The organism is Cryobacterium sp. 10C3 (assembly GCF_034314285.1).
GTDB lineage: Bacteria > Actinomycetota > Actinomycetes > Actinomycetales > Microbacteriaceae > Cryobacterium > Cryobacterium glucosi.
The window spans coordinates 269806-284252 of the sequence record NZ_JAVIWF010000002.1 but is presented as its reverse complement, the minus strand read 5'-3'; the positions used below and the strand labels follow the sequence as shown (position 1 = coordinate 284252).

The window sequence follows — 14447 nt, the reverse complement described above, 5'->3', positions numbered from 1 at the left end:
GGTCGCAGGCCGGCCGTCTCAGATGTCGAAGTCCGTGCTCGGCGGTGCAGCTGCGGTCTCGGTCGCGGTCGTCGTCGCGGTCCTCGCGACCGAGCGGGCGGCATCCGTCTCACGGATGCTCTTCCGCGCGCTCTGCCGGAGGGTCTGGCTCACGGGCTCCGCGGTGTAGGAGGAGGTCACCAAGATCGGCATGTGGTCGGATGTGCCGCGCGGGAGCGTCTCGACATTCTCGATGGTCAGGCCGACCGAGGTTGCGAGGTCGAAGTGACCCCTGAAGAACCGGTAGCGCGTGTATGTGCGGGTGTCGCTCAGGGTGAGGTCGTAGCCGGACTCCGTGACCTTGTCGCCGAGGTTGCCCTTGAAGATCGGGTAGTTGTAGTCGCCGACCATCAGCGTCGGCAGGCCGGGGCCGAGGCGATTGAGTTCCTCGTGCGCCGAACGGATCTGGTTGCGGCGCAGCGAATTGCGCGCGGTCAGCGGCGCAGCATGGAAGGACGCGACGACGAGCTCGCGATCGGCGACCTTGTCAACGAGCCGGGTGCCGATCAGGCGCTCGTGCGCCGGGCGCAGCACCATGTCGTGCAGGGACTTCTTGAGCGCGAAGGCCTGGGTGGTGACGGCGTCGAAGCGGTCCTGGCGGTAGTAGATCGCGAGGCCGAGCCGGTTGGTCAGGGTCGAGTCGGCGAGATGCAGGGTGCCGATGTCGTCGGGCAGTTCGAGGGTGTCCGCCTCCTGGAGGCAGAGCACGTCCGGCTCATAGGTGACGGAGAGCGCGGCGAGTTCACCGACCGCTCGGTTCTTCCGGAGGTTGTAGCTGATGACCCGCACGTCTCTGACCTGGCTTCCGACTCGTGGTGGTGATTCAAGCCTAACGCGCGCGGCTGAAAGGTTCACAAGGCTTCGGGACGCTTGAGTGGGCTACCGGTCAGTTCCCCACGCGTTCTGTGCCGGGGTCGTGCGGCGGCCTCAACGCCAGCCGAGACCCGGGGCGACGTGGGTGACGATGCTCTCCAGGAGGCGCGCGTTGTATGCGACTCCGAGCTGGTTGGGGATCGTCACGAGCACGGTGTCTGCGGCCTGCACCGCGGCATCCGTCTTCAGCTGGGCGACGATCTGGTCGGGCTCGCCGACGTAGCTTTTGCCGAAGCGGGCGAGGCCGCCGTCGAGGTAGCCGACCTGGTCCTCGGACTCCCGGCTGCCCGGCCGGCCGAAGTAGGCCCGGTCCTCTTCGGTGACGAGCGGCAGGATGCTGCGGCTCACGGACACCCGCGGCGTGCCGGTGTGGCCCGCGGCGGCCCAGGCTTCACGGTAGATCGCGATCTGCTCCGCCTGCAGGTCGCCGAACGGGACACCGGTGTCTTCGGTCAGCAGCGTCGAGCTCATCAGGTTCATGCCCTGCTCACCGACCCATTTCGCGGTCGCCCGGGTGCCGGAGCCCCACCAGATCCGCTCGCTCAGTCCCGGAGCCTGCGGCTGGATCGGCAACAGCGCCGTTCCAGCGGACATCTGCGGGTTCGGCGTCGCGACACCGGCCCCGATGATCGCCGCCCGGAAGACCGAGGTGTGCTCGCGGGCGACATCCGCGTCGGTCTGCCCGTCTGCGGGCGCATAGCCGAAGTTCTCGTAGCCGCGCTGCGCGGTTTCCGGTGACCCGCGGCTGATGCCGAGCTGGAGGCGCCCGTTGCTGATCAGGTCGGTGATCGCGGCCTCCTCGGCCATGTACAGCGGGTTCTCGTAGCGCATATCGATGACGCCGGTGCCGAGCTCGATCCGGTTCGTGCGCGCCGCCATCGCCGCGAGCAGCGGGAACGGTGAGGCGAACTGCCGGGCGAAGTGGTGCACACGCACGTATGCCCCGTCCACGCCGAGTTCCTCGGCGGCGACCGCGAGCTCCACCGTCTGGAGGAGGGCGTCGCGTGCGGTGCGGGCAAGGGAGCCCCGCACCGCCTGGTGGTGGCCGAAGGAGAGGAATCCGATGCGCTTCATGACCGGTGCAGCGCGGAGGGGCCGCCGGGTATTCCCGTCGCCCGCGCGGCACCACCGCTCCCCGGACTGGCCGCGCTACCCACGCTCCTTCCCGCGCCGCTTCTTCGCCGCGGGCACCCGTCGCACAGTGAGCCTGTCGAGGCGGCGTTCCACAACGGTGCCCTCCTCGAGGATCGTCGCGAGCGTGATGAGCTCGTCGACGAGTTCAGGGACCGGGCGCGCCTGGCAGCAGACGCACCAGCCGCGCGCGTCGAAACACGCGCGCAGGGCCTGCTCGTAGTAGTCCCTCGTGAGGCCGGGCACGTCGCATACCCGCGCCGTCGTCGTGGACTGGAGCGAGTTCATTCCGCTGAACGAGCGCCCGCAGCCGCAGTCCCCGTATGGGGCCCACCGGCTATACGGGCACGGCTCGAGCATCCACACGAGCTCACCCTCGATACAGCCGTTCGAGTCACTGCCGCGGGAGCCCTGCGTCGCCCCGGTGGCCACCAAAACCTTCATTTCCGTCCTCCTCGGTCTCGGCACGAGCCTCAGGGAGTGGATGGAATAACGCTAACAGTGGCCACCGACAGACGAACGGGTGGAGCGGCGCGGGCGAGCGACGGCGGGTCAGCACCCGACCGATCAGTAGTAGCCGAAGGACTCGGAGTGCGCCCAGGCAGAGCAGGGAGTGCCGTAGGCCGACTTGATGTAGCCGAGGCCCCAGCTGATCTGCGTCGCCGCGTTCGATGCCCAGTCCGAGCCAGCGGAGGCCATCTTGCTGCCGGGCAACGCCTGCGGGATGCCGGTTGCTCCGCTGGAGCTGTTGTACGCCTGGTAGTTCCAGCCGGATTCCCTCTGCCACAACTGACTGAGGCAGCTGAATTCCCCGCTGCCCCAGCCGTACTGGGAGGAGGCCATCGCACTCGCCGTCGCGCGCGCGCCGGCCGGGCTGTTGTCCCCCGACGATGACACGGACGCCGCCGCTTGCGGCGCAGCGGCCGCAGCAGCTGCCGCAGCCGCCTTCGCTGCTTTGGCCGCCTGGGCCGCCTGGGCTTCCGCGGCGGCCCTGGCGGCGGCAGCGGCTGCGGCCTCAGCGGCGGTCTTCTCGGCCGCAACGCGGTCGACTTCTGCGACCGCAGCCTGCACGGTCGTCGTCTCGGCCTTGGTCCGGGCGGTCAACGACTCGACCTGGTCGATGGGCAGGACCTGGAAACTCGCCAGCGAACTCGCCGCTGCGGTCAAAGTGGAAGCATCCACTTTGTTCGCGGCTGCGGCGACGACCTGGTTGGCGTCGACCAACGCAGCGGATGCCGCATCCTGGGCGTGTACCTTCGCGATCGAGGTGTAGACGGTGAGCTGGTCGTGTTGCCGGCCTGTCGCCGCTGCGACGTCGGCCGTTGCCGCGATCCGGCTCTGGGAACGGGTGGCCGCCTCGGCGGCCGCACTGACCGCGAAGCCGCTTCCGGCCACGATCGCGGCGATCGCGAGACCGGCCGTGACGAGGGTGAACCGTTTCGGGCGACGTCCCCTGGATCCGTTCCTGCGCGAGGCCCGGGTGTCGACCGGAGCCGAATCTGTTGGCGAATCTGGTGCGGATTGAGCTGAGTTCATGATTCCTGCCATCGAGAACCGGCTCGAAAACCGCCAGGTTCGCTGAGTGTCAGGCCCACGCTCTCGGTGACGGCGCGGGCGAATTGGCCATAGTGCAGACGCTTTCTGGCAAAGTCCCGACCAAAACCTCCACAAGTCATCCACGGGGTAACCGGTCAACCGGGTTCTGCAGGGGTGGCGGGCCGCACTAGTCCCGGCCCGCCGCCCTTGTTGAGCGCGATTCCGCTTTTCTGAGGTTTTCTCAGGAATGCAGGGGCCTATTTCCGGCCACGGGCATCCGGATCGGTGGAACGCGGCTCCCGATCAGCGGGCACTCAGTAGTAGTTGTAGGCCTCGGAGTGCGCCCAGGCCGCGCACGGCGTCCCGTAGGAGGCGGCGATGTAGCCGAGACCCCACGCGACCTGCGTCGCGGCGTTGGTGGCCCAGTCGGAGCCGGCCGAAGCCATCTTGCTCCCCGGAAGAGCCTGCGGGATACCGGTGGCCCCACTCGAGTTGTGGGCCGTGTACGACCAGCCGGACTCCCTCTGCCATAACTGCACGAGGCAGCTGAACTGGCCGTCGCCCCAGCCGTACTTCGAGGCGGCCAGGCCCTGGGCCACCGCCTTCGCGCCCGCGGGCGTGTTCGCTGAGGCGAGGGCCTGCAGCCTTTGGGCCTCTGCCGAAGCGGCTGCGGCAGCGGCCTTCTCGGCGGCGACCCGGTCTGCTTCGGCCGCAGCGGCTTCGACGCTTGTCGAGATGGCGGCCGTGCGCTGGGTGAGCGACTCGACCTCGTCGATGGGCAGGACCTGGTAGCTCGCGAGCGAGCTCGCGACGTCGCTCAGGGTGGTCGCGTCGACCTTGTCCTTGGCGGCAGCGAGCACCGCGTTGGCCCTGTCGAGCGCGACGGCGGCGGCGTCCTTCGCGTGCACGGTGGCGATCGAGTCGTACACGGCCAGTTGGTCGTGCTGGCGGCCGGTGCTCGCGGAGAGGGCTGCGGTGGCGGTCACGCGGTCCTGGGCGGCGTTCGCGGCCTGAAGGGCGTATGAGCCCCCGGTGACGAGGGCCACGGCGACGGCGGAGGCCAGGGAGATGGCGATGATCCGGCGAGAATGCGGTGAGCGGCGGGGTGGTGCTGAATGCGATGTCATATAGTCCCGGTGTCGCAAACGCGGGCGCACGAACAGGGCTCGTGGGCCAGCGCTCACTGGTCTCGGGCCCACGCGCTCGGATGCTGCGCAGGCGAATCGGCCATAGTGGCCGGGATTCCTGCACAAACCCTCACTTTTTCCTCCGAAAGTCATGGGTATCGGGGCGCGTTCCGCACGCGTGCCCCGTCAGGCTCCGCGACGAGCCTGTCTAAACTCGAAGAATCGACATGTTCATTCCGGTCGATATCCGCGGACGTTCCCACGACGCTGAAGATCACGAGGTTTCATCATGACCGCGCACGACATCGTCCTGATCCGGCACGGGCAGACCGAGTGGAGCATTTCCGGTCGGCACACCGGCCGCACCGACATCCCCCTGACCGACCTCGGTCGGCAGCAGGCGGACGCGCTCGGCGAGATGCTCGACGGCGAGGCGTTCCCGACGGTCTTGTCCAGCCCGCTTCAGCGGGCCTGGGAAACCATGGAGCGCGCGGGATATGCCGCGCAGGGCATCGCTTCCCAGGACATTCTCGAGTGGGACTATGGCGTGTTCGAGGGGCGCACGACCGAGGCCATCCGCCGGGAGATCCCGGACTGGTCCGTGTGGACGCACTCGATGACCGGCGGCGAGTCCGCAGACGAGGTCGGCGCGCGTGCCGACCTCGCGATCGAGCAGTGCCTCGCAGCTCCGGGCCCGGTCGCCGTGTTCGCGCACGGACATTTCCTGCGCATCATGACGGCGCGCTGGATGGGCCTGCCTGCCTCCTCGGGGAAGCACTTCAGCCTCGGGACCGCCACGGTGTCCACCCTCGGCTGGGAACGCGATAACCGTGTGCTGCAGATGTGGAACGACGCCTGCCACCTGAACTCGATGGACCCGGTTCTCTGACGTACCGTTCCCGGCCGCGCGTTAAACCGCAAACGCGGCGTCCAGGGGCCGAAGCACGTCCTGGACGCCGCAGTCTTTGTGCGACTCGCTCTCGCTGAGTCTTACTTCCGGCCGGCACCCGTCAGAGCGGATGCTGCGCTGGCGGCGATGAGGCCGCGCACGAGCTCGAGCTGGGCGTCGTCCGCGAAGGACGAGCTCAGGCCGACGACGCTGACTCCGGAGGAGAGGAAGTCGGGCGCGTTGAGCGCGGTGACCCCTCCGGTGGCGATGAAGTTCATGTCGGGGTACGGCCCCTTCATCGACTTCGCCCAGTTCGGGCCGAGGATCGAGGCCGGGAAGACCTTGACCCAGCGGAGGCCGAGCGCACGAGCCTGGAGGATCTCGGTCGCAGTAGCCACCCCCGGAAGATGCGGGATGCCGCGGCGAACGCTCTCCGCGACGATCTCCGGGCTGAAGCCCGGGGAAACGGTGAAGGCGACGCCGACCTTCTCGGCGGCGTCGAGCTGCTCGAGGGTCGTGACGGTGCCGGCGCCGACGACGAGGCCGCGCTCGGCGGCCGCCTCGGCGACGGCCTTCAGGACGGGAACCGCGTCACTGGTCTGGATCGGGATCTCGACGTGCTGGACACCGGCATCCCAGGCGCGCTCGGAGAGGCGCACGGATTCGGTCAGCGAGAGCCCACGCAGAACGGCGAGGACGGGAATCCGGAAGAAGTCTCCAGGGAACCACTCATTGGTGGGAAGGGCGGTTGTGCTGGTCATACGGTCAGTCTCCTAAGATCGGTGAGATCGGAATGTGAGTCGTGGGTGTCGGGAGCGTTCCCGACGGCGGCCGGGGATCCGGCGCCGGATCCGGCGGCGGATCCGGCGGCGGCTGCGGGAGTTGCTGCGAACAGCCCGTGGCCGGGCCGGAAGTCCTCGCGGCTGCCGAGCGCCCAGGCGGCGAGCGAGTGCCCGTGGTTCAGGCGGACTTCGGACGACTCGCCGTTCATGAGTGCGGACAGGTAACCGGCGGCGAACGCGTCTCCGGCTCCGACCGGCTCGACGACCTCGACCTTGTGGGCAGGGACGACCGTGGTGAGGCGGGTGCCGTCGGGCAGAAGCGCGTACTCCGTCGCGTCGACGGCTCCGTCCTTGACGACGAGGTAGGGCACGTCGGGCAGCAGGGCGCGCACGTCGTCGGAGGTGACGCAGCCCCAGATGGTGGCGGCTTCGTCGAGTCCGACGAGGACGACCGTCGCCTTGCCGGCGAGCTCACGCAGCCGGGGACCGGCCACGCTCACGGGCCAGAGCTTGGACCGGTAGTTGACGTCGAAGGACACCGAAGTGCCCCACTCCGCCGCGTGGTCGAGCACGTGTTCCACCAGGGCGGAGCAGCTCGGCGACAGCGAGGGCGTGATGCCGCTCGTGTGGATCAGGTGGGCGGACTGGAGGGGCCAGGCCCCGGCATCCGCCACGCCCAGCTCGGAGGCGGCGGAACCCGCACGATAGTAGAAGACGTGCGCGCCGGTACCGGTGTCCGGCTCCTTGAGGTACAGGCCGGTCGGGCTGACCGCGGTGCGGTTCACCCAGCGGGTGTCCACTCCCCCGCAGTCGAGCGTCGAAATGATCTTGGTGCCGATCGGGTCCTGGCCGACATTGCCGGCCCAGGCCACGTGGTGGCCGAGCTCGGCGAGGTGCGCGGCGACGTTGGACTCCGCCCCGCCGACGCCGAGGCGGAAGCCCTCTGCGATGTCGAGCGACGTCGTCGAGGTGGGGGTGAACATGCCCATGGTCTCGCCGAAGCAGACCACCTGCGGTTCGCCCTGGTCGGCGCCGGAGGCGACCGGGTTGCCCGGCTCCTCCTGCAGTGCCTGGGCGCCTGCTTGCTCGTCGGTCATCAGGTCACCGCTCCGATGTGCCACGGCACGAACTCTTCCTGGCCGACGTTGAACTCTTCGCTCGTGGTCTGCTTTCCGGAGGCGACGGCGATGATCATGTCGAGGATCTCGGCGCCGACCTCTTCGACGCGGGCGGTGCCATCGGCGATCCGTCCGGCGTTGATGTCGACGTCGTCGCCCTGGCGCACGAACAGCGCCGTGTTGGTGCCGACCTTGATGCTCGGGGTGGGCTTGCAGCCGAAGACCGAGCCGCGGCCGGTCGTGAAGACGACGACCGTCGCACCGCCGGCGACGAGTCCGGTGACGGACACCGGGTCGTAGCCGGGGGTGTCCATGAAGCCGAGGCCCCGGGTGGTCATCGGTTCGGCGTATTCGTAGACCGCTGCGAGGTCGGCGCGGCCGGCCTTCGCGACGGCGCCGAGCGACTTCTCCAGGATGGTGGTGATGCCGCCGGCCTTGTTGCCGGGAGAGGGGTTGTTGTCCATGGTGCCGCCACCGGTGACGATGTACTTCTCCCACCAGTTGATCCGGTCGATCAGCTTGAGGCCGACCTCGCGGGTCGTGGCGCGGGCGGTGAGCAGGTGCTCGGCGCCGTAGATCTCAGGCGTCTCGGCGAGAACGGATGTTGCGCCGTTGGCGACGAGGACGTCCGAGGCCCAGCCGAGGGCCGGGTTCGCGGTGATGCCGGAGTAGCCGTCGGAGCCGCCGCAGTTGAGGCCGAGGACGAGTTCCGAGATGTCGATGGGTTCGCGGCGTCGTTCGTCGAGCTTCTCCGCCATTTCGAGGATGGCTTCGACGCCCGCTGCGACGGTGGCGCGCATGCCACCGGTCTCCTGGATGGAGAGGGTCGTGACGAGGGTGTCTGCCGGAAGCTCGCCCTGGCCGAGGATGACGTCGGCCGGGGTCATTTCGCAACCGAGGCTGAGCACGAGCACTCCGGAGATGTTCGGGTGGGCCGCGTAGCCGTTGAGGGTGCGGACGAGCATCTGCGCACCCTCGCTCTCGAGGACCAGGCCGCAGCCGCTCTGGTGCGTGAGGGCGATGACGCCGTCGACGTGCGGGAAGCGGTCGAGCAGGTCGCCGCGGAAGCGGTCCGCGATCAGCTTCGCGGTCGTGCCGGAGCAGTTGACCGTCGTGAGGATCGCGATGTAGTTGCGGGTGCCGGCGCGGCCGTCCGCCCGGCGGTAGCCGTCGAAGGTCCGGCGGGCTCCCGTCGGGGCGGGCAGCTCGGTGTGCACGGTACCGAACTCGTGCACGCGGGCACCGAGGTCCATACCGAGGTTCTGGCTGTGCACGTGTTCGCCGCGCACGATCGGCGCCGTTGCGGTGCCGATCGACTGGCCGTACTTGAGGACCTTCTCCCCGACCGCAACCGATCCGAGTGCGATCTTGTGGCCGCTCGGGACGGCCCCGATCACATTCAGAACGCTGTCCCCCAGGGTGATGGCTTCACCGGGAACGAGGTCCCGGAGGGCAACGGCGACATCGTCGCCTTCCGCCATGACGAGCACGGATGTGCCGGTCGCAATGCTGTTGATGTGGCTCATGAGATCTTTTCTCTCGCTGGGAAGCGGTCGGGGAGGGTACTGCTGGCCGGATCAGGCCTTGGCGGCGATTTCTTCGCCGATGATGCCCTTTTCCCAACGACCCTCTTCGAGGTCGATGGCAATGGCGTGGTACTTGTCATCGCTCAGGCTGTACAGGAAGTAGATGATGACGGCGGCGATGGTGAGCGCGATGGCCGGGTAGATCGTCATGACGGCCTTGATGCCGAAGAGCGTCTCCGGGGACTGCGAGGTGGCCTTGGCGACGTAGCCCGTGATGGCGAGCATGCCGGCGCCGACGAGGGCGGCGAGGGACTGGGCGACCTTGCGGGAGAAGTTGAACGCGGCGTAGGTCATGGTCTCCTTGCGGACACCGGTGTGCCATTCGCCGTAGTCGATCGTGTCGGAGACGAAGGCCCAGGTGACGCCGTTCGGGATGGCCAGCGCGGCGTACCCGATGGTGACGAGGATCATGAACGTCCACAGGTTGGTCGGGATGATGAAGTTCAGGCCGTTGGCGACGATGGAGACGATGAATCCGGCCATGGCCGTCTTCTTCTTGCCCCACTTGGCGACCATCTTCGGGATGAACATGATGCCCACGATGGAGGCGCCGATCATGACGAGGTTCAGGACGGCCTGGAGGGCGATGTTGCCGAGGTTGTACTGGGCGAAGAAGATCATCATCATGTTGTTGACGTTCATCGAGGAGATGGTGAAGAGCGTCATGAGCACGAGGGCGAGGAGCGGCTTGTTGGTGAAGATCGCCTTGGCGTAGTCCTTCATGCCGTTCTTCTCGAAGCCGACTGCACGGTTGACGTACACCCGTTCCTTGGTGCCGCGGTAGCAGATGTAGAAGGACACGACGCCGACGATGGCCATGACCATCGAGGCGAACATGAAGTTCTGGGCGGTCATGCCGCCGAAGATCATCATCATCGGGATGAACGCGAAGCCACAGATCCACTGGGCGCCGAGCGAACCGGCCTGGCGGCTGGTCGCGAGCTCCGCGCGGTCCTTGATGTCGCGGGTCATGACCGAGGCGAGGGAGCCGTACGGGTCATTCGTGAAGGAGTAGATGATGCCCCAGACCGCGTACGTGCCGGCGGCGAAGGCGATCTTCCAGCCCATGTCCACGTCGGGCATCGTGAAGGTGACGACGGTCATAACGGCGAGCAGGATGGAGGAGACCATCATGACGGGGCGGAATTTTCCGCGCTTGCCGAAGCGGCGGCTGTCGATGAATGCGGCCGCGAGCGGGTCCATGCAGGCATCGAACAGTTTGCTGAGCGTAAAGATAAGTGCGACGACAGCGGGCGCGATGCCGGCGGTGTCGATCCAGAACTTGGTCAGGTACGACTGTCCGAGGTCGAACATGAAGCCGTTACCGAAGTCGCCGAAGCCATAGGCGACCTTCTCCTTGCGGGAAATGCGATCAATAACGGTGACGCCGGCGGAGCCTTCGGGGCCGGTGGCTCCCATGGCGCCGGGCAGGCCCTTGGTGGATGTACTCATAATGCGGATTCACTCCTATGTGCTGGATTTAATGGGGTCGTGCTGGTTCGTGCTGGTCGTGCTGTTTCGTGCTGTTTCGTGCTGAGGTACTGTGCGGGTGGATGCTTCGAGCGGGTCGTGAACGTCCTAGGTGCCTGCTCGGAGCCGAACGGGCTAGAACCCGAAGTAGGTGTTCGCGTTGTTGTACGAGATGTCTTCGACCATCTGGCCGAGGATGGCCTCGTCGTCGGGAACTTCGCCGAGCTCGACCCATTCGCCGATCAGTTCGCACAGGATGCGGCGGAAGTACTCGTGGCGCGGGTAGGAGAGGAAGCTGCGGGAGTCCGTCAGCATGCCGACGAAGTTGGAGAGCAGGCTCTCCTCCGCGAAGGTGGACAGCTGCAGGCGCATTCCGTTGCGGGTGTCGTTGTGCCACCAGGCGTTGCCGAGCTGGAGCTTCTGGACGACGTCCTTCTGGTAGGAGGCCATCAGGGTGATCAGCGGCAGGTAGTCGTTGGGGTTCAGCGAGAAGATGATCGTGCGGGGAACCGCATCCTCGGATTCCATCGCGTTGAAGAGCTTGGCGAGCGGCTCGGCGATGTTGCGGTCGTTGATCGCGTCGTAACCGGTGTCGGCGCCCATGCGGGCGAAGCCCGGGTCGTTGATGTTGCGCATCGCGTGGATGTGGTACTGCATCGTCCAGTCCTTGGCGCTGTAGATGCGCATCAGGGCCTTGAGCAGTGCCGTGCGGTACTGCGCGATCTCGGTCGCGGTCAGGGTGCCGCCGGAGAGGGCGGTCGTGACGATCGTGTCGAGTTCGGCCGGGGTGGCCTCTTCGTAGACGACGATGTCGAGGGCGTGGTCGGACAGGCGTCCGCCCATGGAGTGGAAGAAGTCGACGCGCTGGGTGAGGGCCTCGACGATGTCCGCGAACGCGGTGATGCTGACGCCGGCCGCGGTGCCGAGGGTGGCGATGTACGCCGCGTACCCGGCCTGATCGATGTTCAGGGACTTGTCCGGACGGAACGCCGGGAGCACCTTGAAGGCGCTCTCAGCCTTGAGCAGCTCGTGGACGTGCAGGTCATCCGCGGGGTCGTCCGTCGTGACGACGACCTTCACGTTCATGCCCCGGATCAGGCTGCGGCGGGAGAACGCCGGAGTCGCGAGGAGCAGGTTGGCCGCGTCGTAGATCTCGCGGGCCGTCGCGCGGCTGATCACGGTGTCGATGCCGAAGAAGCGCTTGAGTTCGAGGTGCGCCCAGACGTAGAGCGGGTTGCCGAGCGCCTTTTCGAGGGTGCCTGCCCAGGCGTAGAACTTGTCGAAGTCGGCGCCGTCTCCGGTGATGAGGCTCTCGGGGACCCCGTTGGTGCGCATCAGGCGCCACTTGTAGTGGTCGCCGTAGTTGTTGCCGCCGAGCCAGGCTTCGGTGATCGTCGCGAAGTTGCCGTCCTCGAGGATCTCCTGGGGGCTCAGGTGGCAGTGGTAGTCGACAATCGGCATGTTCTTCGCGTGATTGTGGAAGAGCTTCTTCGCCATCGGCGTGGTCAGCAGGAAATCGTCATTCAAAAACATCAGAAACAGTCCTTCGTTCCGTACAGTCGTTGTGGTGAATCAGTCGGTGGGTTGATTCGGCCGATCAGGCCAGGAGCGCGATGGTCGCGCGGGCACCCAGGGTGCGCAGGTTGTCGAGGCCGGTGGTGACCTCGGCGACGAGGCCGGGGAGTTCGGTGAGGTCGCGGCCCCAGAGCGAGTCATCGCTCAGGATCGCTTCGACGTAGTCGGCCGTCACGTTGCTACCGGTCGCGGTGGCCGTCGCGTATGCGGCGTGGAAGGTGGCGAGCACCTCGTCGCTGTCGACGGGGACGACGGTGACCGCAGCGTCGCCGCTGTAGGTGAGCAGCAGTGCCGAAAGGGCCAGGGTGACGCGGGGAGGGAAGGTTCCGACCTTCTCGTGGAAGTTGACCAGGATCGGCAGCAGGCGGGACTTGTACTTCGAGATGCTGTTGAGCGCGATCGAGGCGAGCTCGTGGTGCATGAAGCGGTTCTCGAAGCGTTCCTTGACGGACTCGGCGTATGCGGCGAGTTCGTCGTGCGGCAGGTCGATGACCGGCATGATCTCGTCGTACATTTCCGAGTTGACGAACTGGGAGAACTCGGGGTCGATCATCACGTCGCGCACGGTCTCGACGCCGGCGAGGCGGGCGATCGAGGCCATTGTGGTGTGCGGGGCGTTCAGCAGGAACACCTTGCGTTCGCGGTACGGCGTCATGTCGTCGGTGACGGTCACGTTGAGGCCGGCCTTCGCGAGCGGGAGGGACTCCGTCAATGACTGCGGTCCTTCGATGACCCAGAGCAGGAATGGCTCGGCCTTGACGATCGACTGGTCGTCGTAGCCGAATTCCTCGGCGAGCTCGGCGGCGCGGTCGGCCGGGTAACCGGGAACGATCCGGTCGACGAGGCTGGAGTAGAAGGTGTTGTCGGTGTTGACCCACTGGACGAATGCTGCGTCGAGCTCCCAGAGCGCGGCGGTCGCGAGGACGGATTCCTTGAGCTTGTCGCCGTTGTGCTCGATGAGCTCGCACGGGATGATCTGGAAGCCCTTCTTGCCGAGGGAGAAACGCTCGAAGAGGAGCGCGGTGAGCTTTCCGGGGAAGCTGTGCTGGGGCTTGTCATTGAGACGGTCGCGGTCGTCGAAGGCGATGCCGGCCTCTGTCGTGTTGGAGAAGATGAACTCGATGTTGTCGTCGTTGGCGAGGTCGAGGTACTTCCGGTTGTCGACGTACGGGTTGACCGTTCCGGTGACCACGGTGATGACCTCGTGGCTCTGCACGTCCTTGCCATCCTGAAGGCCTTCGAGGAGGACCGTGTAGAGGTTGTCCTGCTCCTCGAGGGAGGCGACGCGGCCGCCTTCGATGGGCTGGACGATCTTCACGCCGCCCTGGAACAGTCCCTGGTTGTTCATCTGCTGCAGCTGCCAGTCGACGAACGCGCGGAGGAAGTTCCCCTCGCCGAACTGGATGGCCTTCGTGGGCAGTTCCGCGATCGCGGGAACAACGCTCTTGGACAGTCTCTGCATGGTCTTCGTGTTCCGTTCGGTAGTAGTGGACGTGACGGTGACCTGCATGGTCGACGTCGCTCCGGGATCCAGGGTGATGAAGTGGGCGCCGACGTTGCACGTCTCTGCGCAGGCGGTTTCGGTCCACTCGTCGGTTCCGTAGTCTGCGATGGCGGCGGCCTTGATGCGGCCGGCGTTCCAGATGACCGTCTGCGCGGCGCCCTGCGAGACGGCGCGGATGATGCGGTCGTTCGCCGGGTCGCTGAGTTCGAGCGCCTCGGGCATCGGGTAGAGGCGATCGATCTCATCGCCGGTGAAGCCGAGCGGCAGGAGGGACGAGCCCTCGGTGGCCGGCTTGGTCGAGCGGTCCGTGTAGCCGAACGTCTCGAGGCCGGTGAGGGTGCTCGTTGTGACGTCGCCGACGGCGAAGTAGGTGTGGAAGGCTTCCTCGAACGCGAACGGGGTGGCACCGTCGTTGCGGACGGACAGCTCGAGGCCGAGCTCTGCGCCCACGGTGACCGTGTAGTGCGCGGTGAAGGGGTGGAATCCGGCGGGAACGCCGACGCTGTCCTGGGTCAGTTCGAAGACGAGCTCTGTGGCAACGGCGCCGGTCGCGGTGTCCAGGGTGCGGGAGTCGACGAGCGACCAGGTGGAGAGGCGAGCCCAGCCGTGGTTGGGAGCGGAGGCATCCGTGCCGTTCGGGCCGAACCAGGGGAAGCAGAGGGGACGCCGCCGCGGATCGGGTCGGTGTCGGAGAAGACGCCGAAGGTGCTCATCCAAAGGACCGGCATGCCGCCTGCGGGAGTCCAGTCGGCGACGTGCGCGCCGTGCAGGTAGATCAGGGCGGATGCCGAGGGTGTGGTGACTTCGACGGCGGCGA

Annotated in this window: 12 protein-coding genes; 1 reads left to right on the top strand and 11 read right to left on the bottom strand. The window is 67.0% G+C overall.

Annotation, left to right across the window (positions count from 1 at the left end; all coding sequences use genetic code 11):
- Positions 1–18: 18 nt before the first annotated feature.
- The 5 genes from RGU41_RS01905 to RGU41_RS01885 all read right to left on the bottom strand — a co-directional run bounded on the left by RGU41_RS01905 (position 19) and on the right by RGU41_RS01885 (position 4706).
- On the bottom strand, positions 19–828 hold the full coding sequence (locus RGU41_RS01905; RefSeq protein ID WP_134445929.1) for an endonuclease/exonuclease/phosphatase family protein: 810 nt from the start codon (positions 826–828) through the stop codon (positions 19–21).
- A 138-nt stretch (positions 829–966) separates the two neighbouring features.
- Positions 967–1986: an LLM class flavin-dependent oxidoreductase gene (locus RGU41_RS01900; protein ID WP_322135365.1), complete on the bottom strand. Its 1020-nt coding sequence runs from the start codon at positions 1984–1986 to the stop codon at positions 967–969.
- A 75-nt stretch (positions 1987–2061) separates the two neighbouring features.
- Positions 2062–2487, bottom strand: a complete 426-nt coding sequence (locus tag RGU41_RS01895) for a hypothetical protein (protein WP_134445931.1) — start codon at positions 2485–2487, stop codon at positions 2062–2064.
- A gap of 123 nt (positions 2488–2610) precedes the next feature.
- Positions 2611–3579: a phospholipase gene (locus tag RGU41_RS01890; RefSeq protein ID WP_322135364.1), complete on the bottom strand. Its 969-nt coding sequence runs from the start codon at positions 3577–3579 to the stop codon at positions 2611–2613.
- A 314-nt stretch (positions 3580–3893) separates the two neighbouring features.
- Entirely contained in the window at positions 3894–4706 is an 813-nt protein-coding gene (locus RGU41_RS01885; protein WP_322135363.1) for a hypothetical protein, read from the bottom strand.
- 289 nt (positions 4707–4995) lie between these two features.
- Between RGU41_RS01885 and RGU41_RS01880 the strand changes: the two genes are divergently transcribed.
- Positions 4996–5595 carry a histidine phosphatase family protein gene (locus tag RGU41_RS01880; protein ID WP_322135362.1) on the top strand — a complete coding sequence of 200 codons (600 nt, stop codon included), beginning with the start codon at positions 4996–4998 and terminating at the stop codon, positions 5593–5595.
- Positions 5596–5696: 101 nt separating this feature from the next.
- Here RGU41_RS01880 and RGU41_RS01875 read toward each other — a convergent pair whose 3' ends face one another.
- The 6 genes from RGU41_RS01875 to RGU41_RS01850 all read right to left on the bottom strand — a co-directional run bounded on the left by RGU41_RS01875 (position 5697) and on the right by RGU41_RS01850 (position 14347).
- Positions 5697–6356, bottom strand: coding sequence for a bifunctional 4-hydroxy-2-oxoglutarate aldolase/2-dehydro-3-deoxy-phosphogluconate aldolase (locus RGU41_RS01875; RefSeq protein ID WP_134559592.1), 660 nt, complete (start codon positions 6354–6356; stop codon positions 5697–5699).
- A complete protein-coding gene (locus RGU41_RS01870; RefSeq protein WP_322135361.1) occupies positions 6353–7474 on the bottom strand; it encodes a sugar kinase in 1122 nt (373 codons plus the stop codon). Before RGU41_RS01870 ends, RGU41_RS01875 begins: the two co-directional genes overlap by 4 nt.
- Positions 7474–9021 (bottom strand): UxaA family hydrolase, encoded by a 1548-nt coding sequence (locus tag RGU41_RS01865; RefSeq protein WP_134559596.1) that lies wholly within the window; start codon positions 9019–9021, stop codon positions 7474–7476. The genes RGU41_RS01870 and RGU41_RS01865 overlap by 1 nt, the downstream gene beginning before the upstream one ends.
- 51 nt (positions 9022–9072) lie before the next feature.
- The gene (locus RGU41_RS01860; RefSeq protein ID WP_322135360.1) at positions 9073–10533 is read right to left on the bottom strand and encodes a glycoside-pentoside-hexuronide (GPH):cation symporter; all 1461 of its coding nucleotides are present in this window, start codon (positions 10531–10533) and stop codon (positions 9073–9075) included.
- A 153-nt stretch (positions 10534–10686) separates the two neighbouring features.
- Positions 10687–12084, bottom strand: coding sequence for a glucuronate isomerase (gene uxaC / locus RGU41_RS01855; RefSeq protein ID WP_322135359.1), 1398 nt, complete (start codon positions 12082–12084; stop codon positions 10687–10689).
- 64 nt (positions 12085–12148) lie between these two features.
- On the bottom strand, positions 12149–14347 hold the full coding sequence (locus RGU41_RS01850) for a tagaturonate reductase (RefSeq protein ID WP_322135358.1): 2199 nt from the start codon (positions 14345–14347) through the stop codon (positions 12149–12151).
- Between the last annotated feature and the right edge of the window lie 100 nt (positions 14348–14447).

Excerpts from the sequence above, each read along its gene's own strand:
- RGU41_RS01885 (WP_322135363.1), bottom strand. The coding sequence starts at position 4,706 with ATGACATCGCATTCAGCACCACCCCGCCGCTCACCGCATTCTCGCCGG.
- RGU41_RS01860 (WP_322135360.1), bottom strand. The coding sequence starts at position 10,533 with ATGAGTACATCCACCAAGGGCCTGCCCGGCGCCATGGGAGCCACCGGC.
- RGU41_RS01870 (WP_322135361.1), bottom strand. The coding sequence starts at position 7,474 with ATGACCGACGAGCAAGCAGGCGCCCAGGCACTGCAGGAGGAGCCGGGC.
- RGU41_RS01895 (WP_134445931.1), bottom strand. The coding sequence starts at position 2,487 with ATGAAGGTTTTGGTGGCCACCGGGGCGACGCAGGGCTCCCGCGGCAGT.
- RGU41_RS01865 (WP_134559596.1), bottom strand. The coding sequence starts at position 9,021 with ATGAGCCACATCAACAGCATTGCGACCGGCACATCCGTGCTCGTCATG.
- RGU41_RS01880 (WP_322135362.1), top strand. The coding sequence starts at position 4,996 with ATGACCGCGCACGACATCGTCCTGATCCGGCACGGGCAGACCGAGTGG.
- RGU41_RS01875 (WP_134559592.1), bottom strand. The coding sequence starts at position 6,356 with ATGACCAGCACAACCGCCCTTCCCACCAATGAGTGGTTCCCTGGAGAC.
- RGU41_RS01900 (WP_322135365.1), bottom strand. The coding sequence starts at position 1,986 with ATGAAGCGCATCGGATTCCTCTCCTTCGGCCACCACCAGGCGGTGCGG.
- uxaC (WP_322135359.1), bottom strand. The coding sequence starts at position 12,084 with ATGTTTTTGAATGACGATTTCCTGCTGACCACGCCGATGGCGAAGAAG.
- RGU41_RS01890 (WP_322135364.1), bottom strand. The coding sequence starts at position 3,579 with ATGAACTCAGCTCAATCCGCACCAGATTCGCCAACAGATTCGGCTCCG.